This window comes from Streptomyces sp. NBC_00016 (assembly GCF_045040885.1).
In the GTDB taxonomy this organism is placed as follows: domain Bacteria; phylum Actinomycetota; class Actinomycetes; order Streptomycetales; family Streptomycetaceae; genus Streptomyces; species Streptomyces coriariae.
The window spans coordinates 9,159,882-9,177,290 of record NZ_CP108304.1; the positions used below are offsets into that span (position 1 = coordinate 9,159,882).

At 71.3% G+C, this 17,409-nt stretch carries 1 protein-coding gene; it reads left to right on the plus strand.

What is annotated here, in order from left to right; translation table 11 throughout:
- Positions 1-2 precede the first annotated feature (2 nt).
- A complete protein-coding gene (locus tag OG933_RS40755; RefSeq protein ID WP_405632146.1) occupies positions 3-17,399 on the plus strand; it encodes a type I polyketide synthase in 17,397 nt (5,798 codons plus the stop codon).
- Positions 17,400-17,409 lie beyond the last annotated feature (10 nt).

The following is a 17,409-nucleotide window of genomic DNA, read 5'->3' on the forward strand; positions in this document are numbered from 1 at the left end:
CCGTGCGCACCGACCTCATCAAGCCACTTCCCGTCGCACTCCTGGAGAACGCGAACCGCTTTCCCGACAAGGTGGCTTTCGAGGACGACCGGCGGGCGGTCACCTACGGCGACCTGGAGACACGGACGCGCAGGCTGGCCGGACAGCTGGCCGGCCTCGGCGTTCGGCACGGCGACCGGGTGGCCATCTGCCTCGGCAACACGGTGTCCACGGTGGAGAGTTACCTGGCGATCGTCCGCGCGGCAGCCGTCGCGGTGCCGCTCAACCCCGTCTCGTCGCCCGCCGAGCTGCGGTACCTGCTGGCCGACAGCGGTGCCGTGGCGGTCATCACCGATCCCGCGCAGGCGGAGCGGCTGCGGCGCTCGTCGGCCATGGCACCCGACACCACACTGCTGGTGACGGGCGGCCTTCCCGTGCCCGCGGGAGCCCACGCGTACGACGAACTCGCCATGAGCGAGCCGACCGAGCCCGCCAGGGACGACCTCGGCCTCGACGAGGTCGCCTGGATGTTCTACACATCGGGGACGACCGGCCGACCCAAGGGTGTCCTGTCGACACAGCGCAACTGCCTCTGGTCCGTCGCCTCCTCCTATGTGCCGATTCCGGGACTGACGGACCAGGACCGGGTGCTCTGGCCGCTCCCGCTGTTCCACAGCCTCTCGCACATCGCCTGCGTGCTCTCCGTCACCGTGGTGGGCGCCACCGCCCGGCTCATGGACGGCAGTTCCGCGGAGGACGTGATCAGGACACTCGGCGAGGACGGCTCGACCTTTCTGGCAGGTGTCCCCACCACGTACCACCACCTGGTGACGGCCGCTCACCAGAACGGATTCTCCGCACCCTCCCTGCGGATCGCCCTGGTCGGTGGAGCGGTCACGGGGTCCGGGCTGCGCCGGGACTTCGAGGAGGTTTTCGGGGTCCCGTTGATCGATGCCTACGGCAGCACCGAGACCTGCGGGGCCATCACCATGAACCCGCCGGACGGCCCCCGGGTCGACGGATCCTGCGGCCTGCCCGTGCCGGGCGTCGCAGTCCGCGTCGTCCACCCCACCACCGGCCTCGACGTACCCGTCGGACAGGAGGGGGAGGTGTGGGTCAGCGGGCCGAACATCATGGTCGGCTACCACAACAGCCCGGAGACGACCGCCGAGGCGATCCGGGACGGCTGGTACCGCACCGGCGACCTGGCCCGGCGGGACGACGCCGGCTACTTCACCATCTGCGGACGGATCAAGGAACTCGTCATCCGGGGAGGGGAGAACATCCACCCCGAGGAAGTCGAGGTGGTCCTGCGCAGCGTCGAGGGCGTCGCCGACGCGGCGGTCGCCGGCGCACCGCACGACACGCTCGGAGAGGTGCCGGTCGCCTACGTGGTCCCTGGTCCCTCCGGGTTCGACACCGCGACGCTGCTCGACCGGTGCCGCGAGCGGCTCTCCGCCTACAAGGTGCCCGAACAGGTCCACGAAGTGGCCGGCATCCCCCGGACCGCGTCCGGCAAGACCAGGCGGGGCCTCCTGGCCGACCGGCCGAGCCGGCTGCGCTACGCGGCGAGCGGACACCACGACGCACTGCTGACCGTGAACTGGGTTCCCGTGACAGCTCCGGCCAACTCCGTTCCCCCGGACGGAAGATGGGCGGTCGTGGGCCCTGCCGGGGCAGAACTCGCCGCCGCACTTGAAGCAGTCGGCACCGAGGTGCGGCGCTATCCGGACCTGGCGGCGGTACGCACCGCCGTGGCCGACGGCGAGACCGCTCAGGACGTGACGGTCCTCCTCCCGCCGACGGAACCCACGGACGCGCGGGATCCATTCACCGTGGGACGCGACAACGCCCGGCTCCTGGCGCAACAGGTGAACGCCTGGTCGGCGCGTCCGGAGTCGGCGGCATCCCGGTTGGTGATCCTCACCCGCGGCGCGGTCGCGGCCTCCGCGCGCGACACCGCCCAGAACTTGGCCGAATCGCCGCTCTGGGCCGTCGCCCGGTCCCTCCAGGAGGACCACCCGGCATCACTCACCGTCCTTGATCTCGACCCAGACCCAGACCCAGGCACAGGCATGCGCGTGACCGGCCTGCTGTCCGCGATCGCGTCCGAGGAGCCGCAGGTCGCGGTGCGGGCGGGTGCGCTGCTGGTCCCCCGGCTGACCCGCCTCCCCGTCTTGGACATCCCCCGGGCGGCGCCCTGGCCCGGAGCGACCGGCACGGTGGTCGTCACCGGAGCGGACACAGCACACGGCGCGGCGATGGCACGCCGACTTGCCACCGTCCACAAGACGGAGAACCTGCTGCTCGTCAGTTCCCCCGGGAGCACCAACACCGGTGCCGGCACCGGCGTCGGAGCCGATGACGAAGCGGCCTGCGCCGGGACAAGCATCATCCGGGTGACCGCGGACGGAGGTGATCCGGGGCCACTGCGAGCCGCGCTGGCCGACCTTCGGCACCCGGTGACCGCGGTGGTGCACGCCGCCGATGATCCCGAACTCGCCCTGCGACTGGACGAGATGACCGCCGAGGACGACCTCTCGGCCTTCCTCGTGGTGTCCGACAGCGCCGGATTGCTGGGCGCGCCCGGCAACCCCGTCGGGGCTGTCAACGGGATCCTGTCCGATGCGGTTGTACGCAACCGCCGGTCGCGGAACCGGCCCGCCTCCTTCCTCGCGTGGGGCGGACGGCCGCGCGACCACGACTCGGCGGGGGACGAAGACACCGGCCGTGGCAACCGGCTCCTCTCCGCGTTCGACCTCGCCCTGACGACGAACCCCGCGTCTCTGGTGGCCCTGAGGCCGGGCACAGCGCCCAGAGGTACCCGGGTTCCCCCGATCCTGCGAGCCTTGACGGAGGAGGGGCAGAACCGGCAGTCCCGGCCCGACGAGGCCGTCACCGCGGACCTGCGTGACCGGCTGTCCGGCCTGGAGGAGCGCGCGCAACTGGCGCTGTTGGAGGAGCTGGTCCGTGAGCGGGCCGCCGCCGTGCTGCAACAGGCGGGACCGGAGCCGATCCCGGCCGACCGCGCCTTCCGAGACCTGGGCTTCACCTCGATGGCCATCGTGGAGCTGCGCGATCGGCTGACGCAGGCCACCGGGCTGCGGCTGCCCACCACCGTCGTCTTCGACCATCCCACCCCGGCAGCGCTTGCCGCCCGCCTACGGGACGAGGTCCTGGGGATCACCGGCCTGGTGGCCGAGCCGGCTATATCGGCCGACCCCGATGAGCCGATAGCGATCGTGGGTATGGCGTGCCGTTTGCCGGGTGGGGTGGCGGGGCCGGCGGATCTGTGGCGGTTGGTGGTCGAGGGCCGGGACGCGGTGTCGTCTTTCCCGGACGACCGGGGCTGGGATCTGGAGGGGCTGTTCGACCCGGATCCCGATCGTGCGGGTACTTCGTACACCAGCCGGGGCGGCTTCCTGCATGAGGCGGGGCTCTTCGATGCGGGGTTCTTCGGTATTTCGCCGCGTGAGGCGTTGGCGATGGATCCGCAGCAGCGGTTGCTGTTGGAGGCGTCGTGGGAGGCCTTGGAGGGCGCCAATGTCGACCCGGTGTCGTTGAAGGGCACCGATGTAGGGGTGTTCTCGGGGGTGTTCGGCCAGGGCTACGGGACCGGCGCCGGGGCGGTCGCGCCGGAGGTGGAAGGCTTCGCGAGCACAGGGTCCGCGGGAAGCGTGGCGTCGGGCCGCGTGTCGTACGTGCTCGGCCTCGAGGGTCCGGCGGTCACTGTGGACACGGCGTGTTCGTCGTCGCTGGTGGCGATGCACTTGGCGGCGCAGGCGCTGCGTCAGGGTGAGTGCTCGATGGCGCTGGCCGGCGGCGCGACGGTGATGGCGACACCCGGCACCTTCGTGGAGTTCTCCCGGCAGCGGGCACTGGCTCCCGACGGGCGCTGCAAGGCGTTCTCCTCGGCGGCCGACGGTACCGGTTGGGCCGAGGGTGTGGGTGTGGTGGTGCTGGAGCGGTTGTCGGTGGCGCGGGAGCGTGGGCACCGGGTGCTCGCGGTGCTGAAGGGCAGTGCGACCAACCAGGACGGTGCGTCCAACGGCTTGACCGCGCCGAACGGTCTGTCGCAGCAGCGGGTCATCCGCAGGGCGCTGGCGAACGCGGGGCTCACCTCGTCCCAGGTGGATGTGGTCGAAGGCCATGGCACGGGGACGGTGCTGGGTGACCCGATCGAGGCGCAGGCTTTGCTGGCCACCTACGGTCAGGGTCGTGACCCGGAACAGCCTTTGTGGTTGGGGTCGTTGAAGTCGAATGTTGGTCATACTCAGGCGGCTGCGGGTGTGGCGGGCGTGATCAAGATGGTGCAGGCGCTGCGGCACGGGGTGCTGCCCGCGACGTTGCATGTGGACTCGCCGACTCCCCAGGTGGACTGGTCGGCGGGTGCTGTGGAGTTGTTGACAGAGGCGCGTGAGTGGCCGCGTAACGGTCGTCCGCGCCGGGCGGGTGTGTCGTCGTTCGGTGTCAGTGGTACGAACGCGCATCTGATCCTGGAGGAGGCGCCCGCCGAATTGGCTGAGCCTGTCTCGGAGGAGGCGGAGCGGGACACCGCTGAGTCGCTGCCGGGTGGTGTGGTGCCGTTGGTGGTGTCGGCGGGGAGTGCGGGTTCGCTGGCGGGTCAGGCGGGGCGTCTGGCGTCGTATGTGGAGTCAGATACCGGTGAGGTGTTGCTGACGCGTGTGGCGGGGGCGTTGGTGTCGGGGCGTGCGCTGTTGGGTGAGCGTGCGGTGGTGGTGGCCGCTTCGGGTGAGGAGGCGGCCGCCGGGTTGCGGGCGCTGGCGCGGGGTGAGGGTGCGGCTGGTGTGGTGACCGGAAAGGCGGCCGGTAGTGCGTCTGGTTCGGGTGTGCCGGGCCGGGTGGTGTGGGTGTTTCCGGGTCAGGGTTCGCAGTGGGTGGGGATGGGCCGGGAGCTGCTGGATTCTTCGCCGGTGTTCGCTGAGCGCATCGCGGAGTGTGGGGCTGTGTTGGAGCGGTGGGTGGACTGGTCGTTGGTTGATGTGTTGCGGGGTGAGGTTGAGCCGGGGTTGTTGGAGCGGGTGGATGTGGTGCAGCCGGCGAGTTTTGCGGTGATGGTGGGTCTGGCTGCGGTGTGGGGTTCGGTGGGGGTGGTGCCGGATGCGGTGGTGGGTCATTCGCAGGGTGAGATAGCGGCGGCGTGTGTGGCGGGTGTGCTGTCGCTGGAGGATGCGGTGCGGGTGGTGGCGCTGCGCAGTCAGGCCATCGCGGGTGAGTTGGCGGGGCGCGGTGGGATGGCGTCCGTTGCGCTGAGTGAGGCGGAGGCGGCTGTCCGGCTGGCCGCGTGGGCGGATCGGGTGGAGGTGGCTGCGGTCAATGGCCCGGCCTCGGTGGTGATCGCCGGTGATGCTTCGGCGCTCGAGGAGGCATTGGAGGTGTTGTCCGAGCAGGGTGTCCGGGTGCGGCGGGTGGCGGTGGATTATGCCTCGCACACCCGGCATGTCGAGGACATCCGGGACACGCTGGACGACGTGCTGGCGGGGATCGTCGCGCAGGCTCCGATCGTGCCGTTCTTCTCGACCGTGACCGGTGATTGGGTCGAGGGTGCCGGGGTTTTGGATGGTGGTTACTGGTATCGGAATCTGCGGGGTCAGGTGCGGTTCGGTCCTGCCGTGACCGATCTGCTGGCGCAGGGGCACGGTGTGTTCGTGGAGGTCAGCGCGCATCCCGTCCTGCTCCAGCCGATCAGCGAGGTCGTGGACGCGACGCAGGCGGATGTGGTGGTGACGGGATCACTGCGCCGTGAGGATGGCGGGATGCGGCGCCTGTTGGCATCGGTGGCGGAGCTGTTCGTCCGGGGTGTCGCGGTGGACTGGGTCAAGGTTCTGCCGGGTGGGGCAGGATCCGCGCCGGTCGACCTACCGACTTACGCCTTCGACCACCAGCACTACTGGCTGCGTGCGGCCGAACCGGCGACGGACGCGGTGTCGTTGGGGCAGGCGAAAGCCGATCATCCGTTGCTGGGCGCGGTCGTCGGTATGCCGAACTCGGCCGGCTTCATGGCCACGTCGAGCTGGTCTCTTCGGTCGCATCCCTGGCTCGTGGACCACGTGGTGTCCGATGCCGTCCTGGTACCGAACACCGCCCTGGTAGAGCTGTCCATCCGACTCGGAGACCTGGCCGCCACCCCCGTCCTCGACGAACTGACCGTCGATACGCCCGTGGTGCTGCCGCAGCGGGGCAGCCGGGCCATCCAGGTCGTCGTCGGCGAGCCCGACCGGGCCCGAAGGCGGTCGTTGGAGATCTACTCCCGTGGCACGGACGCGCCTTCGGACGCACCCTCGGACGCGCAGTGGACGCGGCACGCGCACGGCACGCTGGCTCCCGCCGGAGTCGGCGTGATCGCCCCGCCCGCCGGGCCCGCCACCGAAGTCGCCCTCGACGGTGCCGTTCTGCGGGACGCCGACCGTTACGGCGTGCACCCCGCCCTGCTGGACGCCGCCGTCCGCACGGTCGTCCCCGACGGCATGGTTCCGTCCGTGTGGACCGGGGTGTCGCTGCTGGCGTCGGGTGCCGCCGCACTGAGGGTGCGACCGGGCGGGACCTCGGCGGCGGGTACCGGCCTGCACCTGAGCGACACCTCGGGGCGGCCCGTCATGACCGTCGGAGCGGTCCTGGGAACGCCGTTCTCCCAGGCCGAACAGGGCGGATTCGGCGGGGCGTTGCAGTCCGACGCGCTGTTCCGTGTCGGCTGGACGGAACTGCCGCTTCCCGCCGCGGACCGTGCTCTCGACGTCGTGACCGTCGCGACCGGCGACGATGTCGCGGCCTCGGCCAGGTCTGCCAGGTCTGCCGGGTCGGCCAGGGGGGCTGCCCGTCCGCATGACGTCCTGTTGTACGAGGCTGAGGTGTCCGGCGCGATGGCCGACCCCCGCGTATCGGTCAACGCGGCGTTGGCCGTACTCCAGGCGTGGTTGGCGGAACCCGCTCTGGCGGAAACCCGCTTGGCCGTCGTCACCGGGGACTGTGCCGACCCCGACGCGGCGGCGGTGTGGGGCCTGGTGCGGTCGGCACAGTCGGAGCATCCGGGCCGGATCGTACTGGCGGACCTCGACGACGTCTCCCGGTCCGCTCTGCCGGCCGTGATACTGAGCGGCGAACCGCAGGTGCGGGTGCGCGACGGCCTCGCGGAGGTGCCCCGTCTGGTCCGGGTGCCCGTCCGGCCGGGCGGGTCGACTCCCGACGCCGGGCCGCGGCCGCGCACCCTCGACACCGAAGGCACCGTACTGATCACCGGCGGTACCGGAACGCTCGGTGCGACGACGGCCCGGCATCTGGTCACCACGCACGGCATCCGCCACCTGGTCCTGGCCGGCCGTCGGGGTGAGGCCCCGGAACTGTACGACGAGCTGACCGCGCTGGGTGCGTCCGTCACCGTCGCGACCTGCGACGTGGCGGACCGGGTCCAGCTCGAGACGCTCCTGCGGGGCATACCTGCCGAGCACCCGCTCACCGCCGTGGTGCACGCCGCCGGAGTCCTGGACGACGGGGTGCTCACCGAGCTGACGCCGGAACGAGTCGACACCGTGCTGCGGCCGAAGACGGACGCGGCGCTCCATCTGCACGAGCTCACCCGGGACCTGGACCTGGCCGCGTTCGTGCTGTTCTCGTCCGCTGCGGGCGTGCTGGGCAACCCCGGTCAGGCCAACTACGCCGCGGCCAACGCCTGGATGGACGCGCTGGCGCGACAGCGGCACCGTCTCGGCCTGCCTGCCGTGTCCCTCGCCTGGGGCTACTGGGCGACGGCCAGCGCCATGACGGAGCACCTGGGCGCCGCGGACCTGCGGCGCAATCAGCGTCTGGGCATGGTGGGTCTCTCCGCGACCGAGGGAATGGCCCTCCTGGACGCCATTCTGCGGGGCTCCGTGAGCACCGACGCGGACACGGCCGGCACCCTGGTCGCGGCGAAGCTCGACGTGGCCGCCTTGCGGGCGGCGGCGGGCGCCGACGGGCCGGTACCTGCGCTGCTGCGCGGTCTGGCCCCGTCGCCGCGACCGTCGGTCCGGGCCACCGCTCCGTCCGGACCCATGTCCCTGACGGAGCGCCTGGCCGCTCTGGGCGACGCCGAGCAGACCGAGGCCATGGTCGACCTGGTCCGACGGCATGCCGCCGAGGTGCTCGGACACACCACCGCCGACGCCGTCCGTGCCGACCGGACGTTCAAGGACGCCGGGTTCGACTCGCTGACCGCGGTGGAGCTGCGCAACCGGCTGGCCGCGGCCACCGGGCTCACCCTGTCCCCGGCGATGATCTTCGACCATCCGAAGCCGGCGGCGCTCGCCGGCCATCTGCGCGCCAAGCTCCTCGGCGGCACCTCGCGCCGTCCGGCCGAGCCCGTCGTGCCCGTGGCTCCCGCCGGGACGACCGACGAGCCGATCGCGATCGTGTCGATGGCCTGCCGCTTCCCTGCCGGAGTCCACAGCCCGGAGGATCTCTGGCGGATAGTGGCCGACGGGGTCGACGCCGTCACCGAGTTCCCCGACGACCGGGGCTGGGACACCGATCGGCTCTTCGACGCGGATCCCGACCACCCCGGCACCACCTACGTCCGCCATGGCGCGTTCCTCGACGACGCCGCCGGGTTCGACGCCGCCTTCTTCGGTATCTCACCGAACGAGGCGCTGGCGATGGACCCGCAGCAGCGACTGCTCCTGGAGACGTCCTGGGAGGCGTTCGAGCGGGCCGCGATCGACCCGACCACGCTGGCCGGGCAGGACATCGGCGTGTTCGTCGGGGTCAACAGCCATGACTACAGCGTGCGGATGCACCAGGCGTCCGGCGTCGAGGGATTTCGGCTCACCGGCGGCTCGGGCAGTGTCGTCTCCGGACGTGTCGCCTACCACTTCGGCTTCGAGGGCCCGGCCATCACGGTCGACACGGCCTGTTCCTCCTCACTCGTGGCACTGCACACGGCGACGCAGGCGCTGCACCGCGGCGAGTGCTCCATGGCGCTGGTCGGCGGCGTGATGGTGATGGGGACCGTGGAGACCTTCGTCGAGTTCTCCCGGCAGCGCGGACTGGCACCCGACGGCCGGTGCAAGGCGTTCGCGGAAGGCGCGGACGGTACCGGCTGGTCCGAGGGTGTGGGGCTGCTGCTGGTGGAGCGGCTGTCGGAGGCCCGTCGCCGGGGCCATCAGGTGCTGGCCGTGGTCCGCGGATCGGCAGTGAACCAGGACGGCGCCTCGAACGGTCTGACGGCGCCGAACGGCCCGTCCCAGCAGCGGGTGATCCGCAAGGCCCTGGCCCAGGCCGGGCTGGTCACCTCGGACGTGGACGCCGTGGAGGCGCACGGCACGGGCACCGCGCTCGGCGACCCGATCGAGGCGGAGGCGCTGCTGGCGACCTACGGCCAGGACCGGCCGACGGACCGGCCGCTGTGGCTCGGCTCGGTGAAGTCGAACATCGGGCACACCCAGGCGGCGGCGGGTGTCGCGGGCGTGATCAAGATGGTGATGGCCATGCGGCACGGGGTCCTTCCCCGGACACTGCACGTGGACCGGCCGTCGTCCCACGTCGACTGGTCGGGGGGAGCGGTGGAACTGCTGACCGAAGCGCGCGCCTGGCCGCGGAACGGCCGTCCACGCCGGGCCGGGGTCTCCTCCTTCGGTATCGGCGGCACCAACGCGCACGTCGTTCTCGAGGCGGCACCCGACGATCAGCCGGTGACCCCCACGCCGGGACCCGCGCGGGAACCTGGGCATGAGTCCAGGCCGGAATCGACCGGCGTATCGGGCACGCATCCGGTGCCCGTCCCCGTGCCCGTGCCCGTGCCGGTTCTCGTGTCGGCGCGGACGCCGGCCGGACTGCGTGGGCAGGCCGACCGATTCGCCCGCTTCCTCGACGAGCGGCCCGACGTGCGCCTCGCCGACGCCGCCCACGCGCTCGCCACGACGCGTGCCCAACTCGACCACCGCGCCGTCGTCCTGGCGTCCGACAGGCGCCGACTCCGCGCCGGGCTGAGCGACCTGGAGCACGCGACGGCGAGCCCGGCCGTCGTTTCCGGCACCCCGGTCACGGGCGGACTGGCCTTCCTCTTCACCGGTCAGGGCAGTCAGTGGGCCGGAATGGGCCGTGAACTCGCCGACGCCTACCCGGTGTTCCGCGATGCCTTCGCCGCCGCCTGCGCCGCCCTGGAGAAGCACCTGAACGGCCACCTGGCACGCCCGCTGCGCGACGTGGTGTTCGCCGAGCCGGGATCTCCCGACAGCGAACTGCTGGACCGGACCATGTACACGCAGAGCGCCCTGTTCGCCCTGGAGACCGCGCTGTTCCGGCTCTTCGAGTCCTGGGGGGTGCGACCGGACCTCGTCGCCGGCCATTCGATCGGTGAGATCACCGCCGCGCATGTCTCCGGAGTGCTGGGACTGGACGAGGCGAGCGAACTGGTCGCCGCGCGCGGCCGGTTGATGCAGGCCCTGCCCGAAGGCGGCGCGATGGTCGCCGCCCAGGCGACCGAGGACGAGGTCGCGCCCCTGCTGGAACGGGCGCGAGGCACGGTCTGCGTCGCGGCGGTGAACGGCCCGGACGCGCTGGTGCTCTCCGGTGCCGAGGACGCCGTGCTCACCCTCGCCGAGGAACTGGCGAGCCGCGGCCGCAAGACCCGGCGGCTGGCGGTCAGTCACGCCTTCCACTCACCGCTCATGGAGCCCATGCTCGACGAGTTCCGCACGGTGGTGGAGCACCTGTCGTACCGGCCGGGTGACCTCACCGTCGTCTCCACCCTCACCGGCGAACCGGCCCGGGACGGGCAGCTCGCCACCCCCGACTACTGGGTCGACCAGGCACGTAACGCCGTACGGTTCGGCGAAGCCGTCACCTCGCTGAGCGACCTCGGAGCAACGACGTTCCTCGAACTCGGTCCGGGAGGCGTCCTCGCCGCCATGGCGCTCGGTTCGCTCGGTTCGCCCGGCTCACCGGAGCTGAGCTGCGTCGCGACCCTCCGCAAGGACGGCGCGGAGGCCGGCGATGTCCTGACCGCGCTCGCGGAACTGCATGTGCGTGGCGTGGCCGTGGACTGGACGGCCGTGCTCGACCTGCCGACCTCGGAGACCGGGGCCGACCTGCCCACCTACGCGTTCCAGCACCAGCGCTACTGGGTCGAGACCGACGACGCGGCGACAGGCGGCGCGGAAGCACTCGGCACCATCGGCGCCGGGCACCCGCTGCTCGGCACCATCGTCGAAGTGCCGGGCGACGACGGCGGCAGCGGTGGCGTCCTGCTCACCGGACGCCTGTCGCGGCGAAGCCGGGGCCGACTCCTCGGCCCGACGGCAGTGGCGACGGCGACGGCGACGGCGACGGCGACGGCGACGAACGGTATCACCGGGATACCGGCCGCCGCGCTCCTCGAGATGATCGTCAGGGCCGGCAACGAGGTGGGCTGCGGCAGCCTCGAACAGGTCGTCGTCAAGCAGCCGTTGACGGTCCCGGAGCATGGCCACGCCCAGCTGCGGGTCTCGGTGGACGGGCCCGGCCCGGACGGGCGCCGTCGGGTCGCCGTCCACAGCAGGCCCCTCGACCCGGAGCGAGGCCCCTGGACGTGCCACGCCCGAGCAGTGCTCGTCCCCGCACTCCCGGAGCCGGCCTTCGACCTGCGGACCTGGCCGCTGCCGCCGTCCACGGACGACGTCGTACTCCTCCCCTGGGTGCAGCGCATGTGGCAGCAGGACGGACAGACCTTCGCGGAGCTCTCGCTACCGGATGAACTCGTCGCTGACGCGGCCGAGTTCATCCTCCATCCGGTGCTCCTCGACACCGCCCTTCGCGTGTTGGACTCCCGTACCGTCGACGGCCTGTCCCCAGCGCTCGACTACCACCGCGACCGTGACCTCACCGACTGCACCGGACTGGCGGTGTACGCGGAAGGCGCGGCATCGCTGCGACTGCGGATCACACCGGCACGGGACGGCCGCCATCTGCTGGAACTCGCGGACCCGGCCGGTGAACCCGTCGCGGTCCTGGGCCCGTTGGCCCTGGCCGCCACGCCCGGCGACGGTGCCGAAGCGCCCCAGACGGTGCCGGACGAGCCCGACGAGCCCGACGTCTCCGATGGAGCTGCCGCTGCGCGGACGTCGTCCGTCACTCTCACCCGTCGCGTGGTGCAACGCGAGGAGGGGGCCGGAGAGACGATCGGTGACCGGCTGACCGGATTGTCGATCGCGGAACAGCACCGCGTGCTGAGGGACCTGGTCCAGGAGAGCACGGCGGTCGTGCTCGGCCACCGCGAGTCGGACCGGTTCGCGTTCGACGGGGAACAGTCCTTCAAGAGCTTGGGATTCGACTCCCTCACCGCCGTCAGACTCCGCAACCGCCTGCACGATTTCACCGGGTTGAACCTGCCCAGCACGCTGGTCTTCGACTATCCGACGCCTGGCCTCCTCTCGAACCACCTTCGGGCCGAACTGCTGGGCGAGCGACCCGCACTGACTGCCACGACCATCACGACCACAGCGGCGGCACCGGACACCGACGAGCCGATCGCGATCGTCGGAATGAGCACGCGGCTGCCGGGCGGAGCCGACAGCCCCGAGGAACTGTGGAAGCTGGTCGTCGAACAGCGGGACGCGGTGTCCGGCTTCCCGCTCGACCGCGGCTGGGACCTCGACGGGCTGTACCACCCGGATCCGGACCACCCCGGAACGAGCTACACCCGCTCAGGCGGGTTCCTCCACGAGGCCGCGCGCTTCGACGCCGGGCTCTTCGGCATCTCGCCCCGTGAGGCGCTGGCGATGGATCCGCAGCAGCGACTGCTGCTGGAGACTTCCTGGGAGGCGTTGGAGCGGGCGGGCGTCGACCCGCTCTCCGCGAGGGGCGGTGACATCGGGGTCTTCACCGGAATCGTCCACCACGACTACGTGACCCGACTCCACCGGGTGCCCGAGGACGTTCAGGGCTATCTCATGACCGGCACGGCGGGGAGTGTGGCTTCGGGTCGGGTGTCGTACGTGTTCGGGTTCGAGGGTCCGGCGGTCACTGTGGACACGGCGTGTTCGTCGTCGTTGGTGGCGATGCATCTCGCGGCGCAGGCGCTGCGTCAGGGTGAGTGCTCGATGGCGCTGGCCGGCGGCGCGACGGTGATGGCCAGTCCGGACGCGTTCCTGGAGTTCTCCCGGCAGCGCGGCCTGTCCGCCGACGGGCGCTGCAAGGCGTTCTCCTCGGCGGCCGACGGTACCGGTTGGGCCGAGGGTGTGGGTGTGGTGGTGTTGGAGCGGTTGTCGGTGGCGCGGGAGCGTGGGCATCGGGTGCTGGCGGTGCTGCGGGGCAGTGCGGTGAATCAGGACGGTGCCTCGAACGGCTTGACCGCGCCGAACGGTCCTTCGCAGCAGCGGGTGATCCGCAGGGCGTTGTCCGGTGCGGGTCTGGTCTCGGCGGACGTGGATGTGGTGGAGGGGCATGGGACGGGGACGGCTCTGGGTGATCCGATCGAGGCGCAGGCTTTGTTGGCCACTTACGGGCGGGACCGGGATCCGAAGCGTCCGTTGTGGTTGGGGTCGTTGAAGTCGAACATCGGTCATACGCAGGCGGCTGCGGGTGTGGCGGGCGTGATCAAGATGGTCATGGCCATGCAACACGGTGTCATGCCCCCGACGTTGCATGTGGAGGAGCCCACGCCGGAGGTGGACTGGTCGGCGGGTGCGGTGGAGTTGTTGACCGAGGCGCGTGAGTGGCCGCGTAACGGTCGTCCGCGCCGGGCGGGTGTGTCGTCGTTCGGCGCCAGCGGTACGAACGCGCATCTGATCCTGGAGGAGGCGCCCGCCGAAGTGGCTGAGCCTGTCTCGGAGGAGGCGCAGCGGGACACCGCTGAGTCGGTTCCTGTGGGCGTGGTGCCGGGTGGTGTGGTGCCGTTGGTGGTGTCGGCGCGGAGTGCCGGTTCGCTGGCGGGTCAGGCGGGACGGCTTGCGGAGTTCGTCGAAGGCGCCGGCGGGGTGACGCTGCCGGGTGTGGCGGGGGCGTTGGTGTCGGGGCGTGCGCTGTTGGGTGAGCGTGCGGTTGTGGTGGCCGCTTCGGGTGAGGAGGCGGCCGCCGGGTTGCGGGCGCTGGCGCGGGGTGAGCGTGCCTCCGGGATGGTGACCGGAAAGGCGGGCGGTAGTGCGTCTGGTTCGGGTGTGCCGGGCCGGGTGGTGTGGGTGTTTCCGGGTCAGGGTTCGCAGTGGGTGGGGATGGGCCGGGAGTTGCTGGATTCTTCGCCGGTGTTCGCTGAGCGCATCGCGGAGTGTGCGGCGGTGTTGGAGCGGTGGGTGGACTGGTCGTTGGTTGATGTGTTGCGGGGTGAGGTTGAGCCGGGGTTGTTGGAGCGGGTGGATGTGGTGCAGCCGGCGAGTTTTGCGGTGATGGTGGGTCTGGCTGCGGTGTGGGGTTCGGTGGGGGTGGTGCCGGATGCGGTGGTGGGTCATTCGCAGGGTGAGATAGCGGCGGCGTGTGTGGCGGGTGTGCTGTCGCTGGAGGACGCGGTGCGGGTGGTGGCGCTGCGCAGTCAGGCCATCGCGGGTGAGTTGGCGGGGCGCGGTGGGATGGCATCTGTTGCGTTGAGTGAGGCGGAGGCGGCTGTCCGGCTGGCCGCGTGGGCGGATCGGGTGGAGGTGGCTGCGGTCAATGGCCCGGCCTCGGTGGTGATCGCCGGTGACGTTCTCGCGCTTGACGAGGTGCTTGAGGTGTTGTCCGACCAGGGTGTCCGGGTGCGGCGGGTGGCGGTGGATTATGCCTCGCACACCCGGCATGTGGAGGACATTCAGGGCACGTTGGCTGATGCGCTGGCGGGGATCGTCGCGCAGGCTCCGATCGTGCCGTTCTTCTCGACCGTGACCGGTGATTGGGTCGAGGACGCTGGTGTTTTGGATGGTGGTTACTGGTATCGGAATCTGCGGGGTCAGGTGCGGTTCGGTCCTGCCGTGAGCGATCTGCTGGCGCAGGGCCATGGTGTGTTCGTGGAGGTCAGTGCGCATCCCGTCCTGCTCCAGCCGATCAGCGAGGTCGTGGACGCGACGCAGGCGGATGTGGTGGTGACGGGATCACTGCGCCGTGAGGATGGCGGGATGCGGCGCCTGTTGGCATCGATGGCCGAACTGTTCGTCCGGGGTGTCGCGGTGGACTGGAGCAAGGTTCTCCCGCAAGCGGCGGTCGACGAGCGGGTGGACCTGCCGACTTACGCCTTCGACCGCCAGCACTACTGGTTGGGGGAGGCGGAAGCGTCCGACTCCGCCGCCGACGCTGCCGGAGGCGGGGACTCCGACTTCTGGGAGGCAGTCGAGCAGGCCGATCTGGGTACCCTCACCGAGCTGCTTGAGTTGGCGTCGGGCGACCAGCGCAGCGCCCTGAGCACCGTGGTTCCCGTGCTGGCGGAATGGCGAGGCAAGCGCCGCGAGAGGTCGACCGCGGAGAGGCTGCGCTATCACGTCACCTGGCAGCCGTTGGAGCGTGAAGCGGGTGGCGTGCCGAGTGGCCGCTGGCTGGTGGTCGTACCGTCCGACCGTCCGGACGACGCGGGGATCGACGCCCTGCTGGCGGAACTGACCGGTCAGGGACTCGACATGGTCCTGCTGGAGGTCGGAGAACCCGACCGCACCCGGGATCGGCTCGGCGAGCGGCTGACCGACGTCCTGGCCGCGCACGACCCGACCGGCGTGCTGTCCCTGCTCGGCTTCGACCAACAGCCGGGAAGCGGCCCGCAGGACCCGACCGCGATCACGGCGTCGACGCTCGCGCTCGTCCAGGCCCTGGGGGACAGCACCGCCACGCCACCCCTGTGGTGCCTGACCAGGGGAGCGGTGAACATCGGCATCCACGACACCCTCACGGCACCGGCCCAGGCGTCGCTGTGGGGCCTGGGTCGCGCCGCGGCGCTCGAACGCCTCGACCGGTGGGGCGGTCTGGTCGACCTGCCCGCCGTCACCGATCCGCGCGCGGTCCGGTACCTGCTCGGAGTGCTGAACTCCGCCGCCGGTGAGGACCAACTCGCGGTCCGACGATCGGGCGTGTACACCCGGAGGCTGGTGCGTAAATCCGTACCGGACTCCACCCGCGACGCCCGCTGGCGGCCCCGGGGCACGGTCCTGGTGACCGGTGGCGCCGAAGGGCTGGGCAAGCATGTCGCGGTCTGGCTCGCGCTCGCCGGCGCCGACCGGCTCGTCGTCACCACCACCGCGCACGCCCCCGACCGGAGTCTGTCGGAACTAAGAGCCGAACTGGCCGAGTTGGGCGTCGGTACCACGGTGGAGTCATGCCGCGACTCCGACCGGGAGGCGATCGCGCGACTGGTCTCCGTTGCGTCCCCGGAGCAGCAGCTCACGGCCGTGGTGCACGCCGCCGACATCACCCGGACCAGTTCCGTCGACGACACCGGCGTGCACGATCTCATCGACGTGTTCACGGCCAAGGTGCACACGGCGATATGGCTGGACGAGCTGCTAGACGATACGCAGCTCGACGCGTTCGTCGTCTTCTCCTCGATCGCGGGCGTGTGGGGCGGCGGTGGGCAGGGCCCCTCCGGAGCGGCGAACGCCGTCCTCGACGCCCTGGTCGAACGGCGTCGCGCCCGGGGCCTGCGGGCCACGTCGATCGCCTGGGGAGCCCTCGACCAGATCGGCGTGGGCATGGACGAGGCCGCCCTCGCCCAACTCCGCCGCCGTGGTGTCCTGCCCATGGCCCCCCAGCTGGCGGTCACCGCGATGGTGCAGGCGGTGCAGGGCAACGAGAAGTTCGTGACGGTCGCCGACATGGACTGGGGCGCCTTCATCCCCGCGTTCACCTCGGTGCGCACCAGCCCCTTGTTCGCCGACCTGCCGGAAGCGAGGACAGCACTTCAGGCATCGCAGGGCGACAGCGAGAACAGCGACACATCGTCCTCCCTCGCGGACTCCCTGCGAGCGGTCTCGGACACCGAGCAACACCGCGTCCTGCTCCGGCTGGTCCGCGGCCACGCCTCGACGGTCCTCGGCCACAGCGGCGCGGAGGGCATCGGCCCGCGCCAGGCGTTCCAGGAAGTCGGCTTCGACTCGCTGGCCGCCGTCAACCTGCGCAACAGTCTGCACGCCGCCACGGGACTGCGCCTGCCCGCGACGCTGATCTTCGACTACCCCACCCCCGAGGCGCTGGTCGGCTACCTGCGCTCCGAACTTCTCCGCGCGGACGACGCCGACCCGGAAGGGCGCGAGGACGACCTCAGGCGGGTCCTGGCGTCCGTGCCGTTCGCCCGTTTCCAGGAGGCGGGCGTCCTGGACACCCTCCTTGGCCTCGCCGATACCGAGGCCGATACGAACGCCGGTACCAGGGGCGATCCCCATGCCGACGCCGGTGCCGGCGTGTCGGTCGGCGACGCGTCGGCGACCCCCGACGACATGGAACTGATCGACGCCATGGACATCGCCGGTCTCGTGCAACGGGCCTTGGGCAAGACGAGCTGACCACCGATGG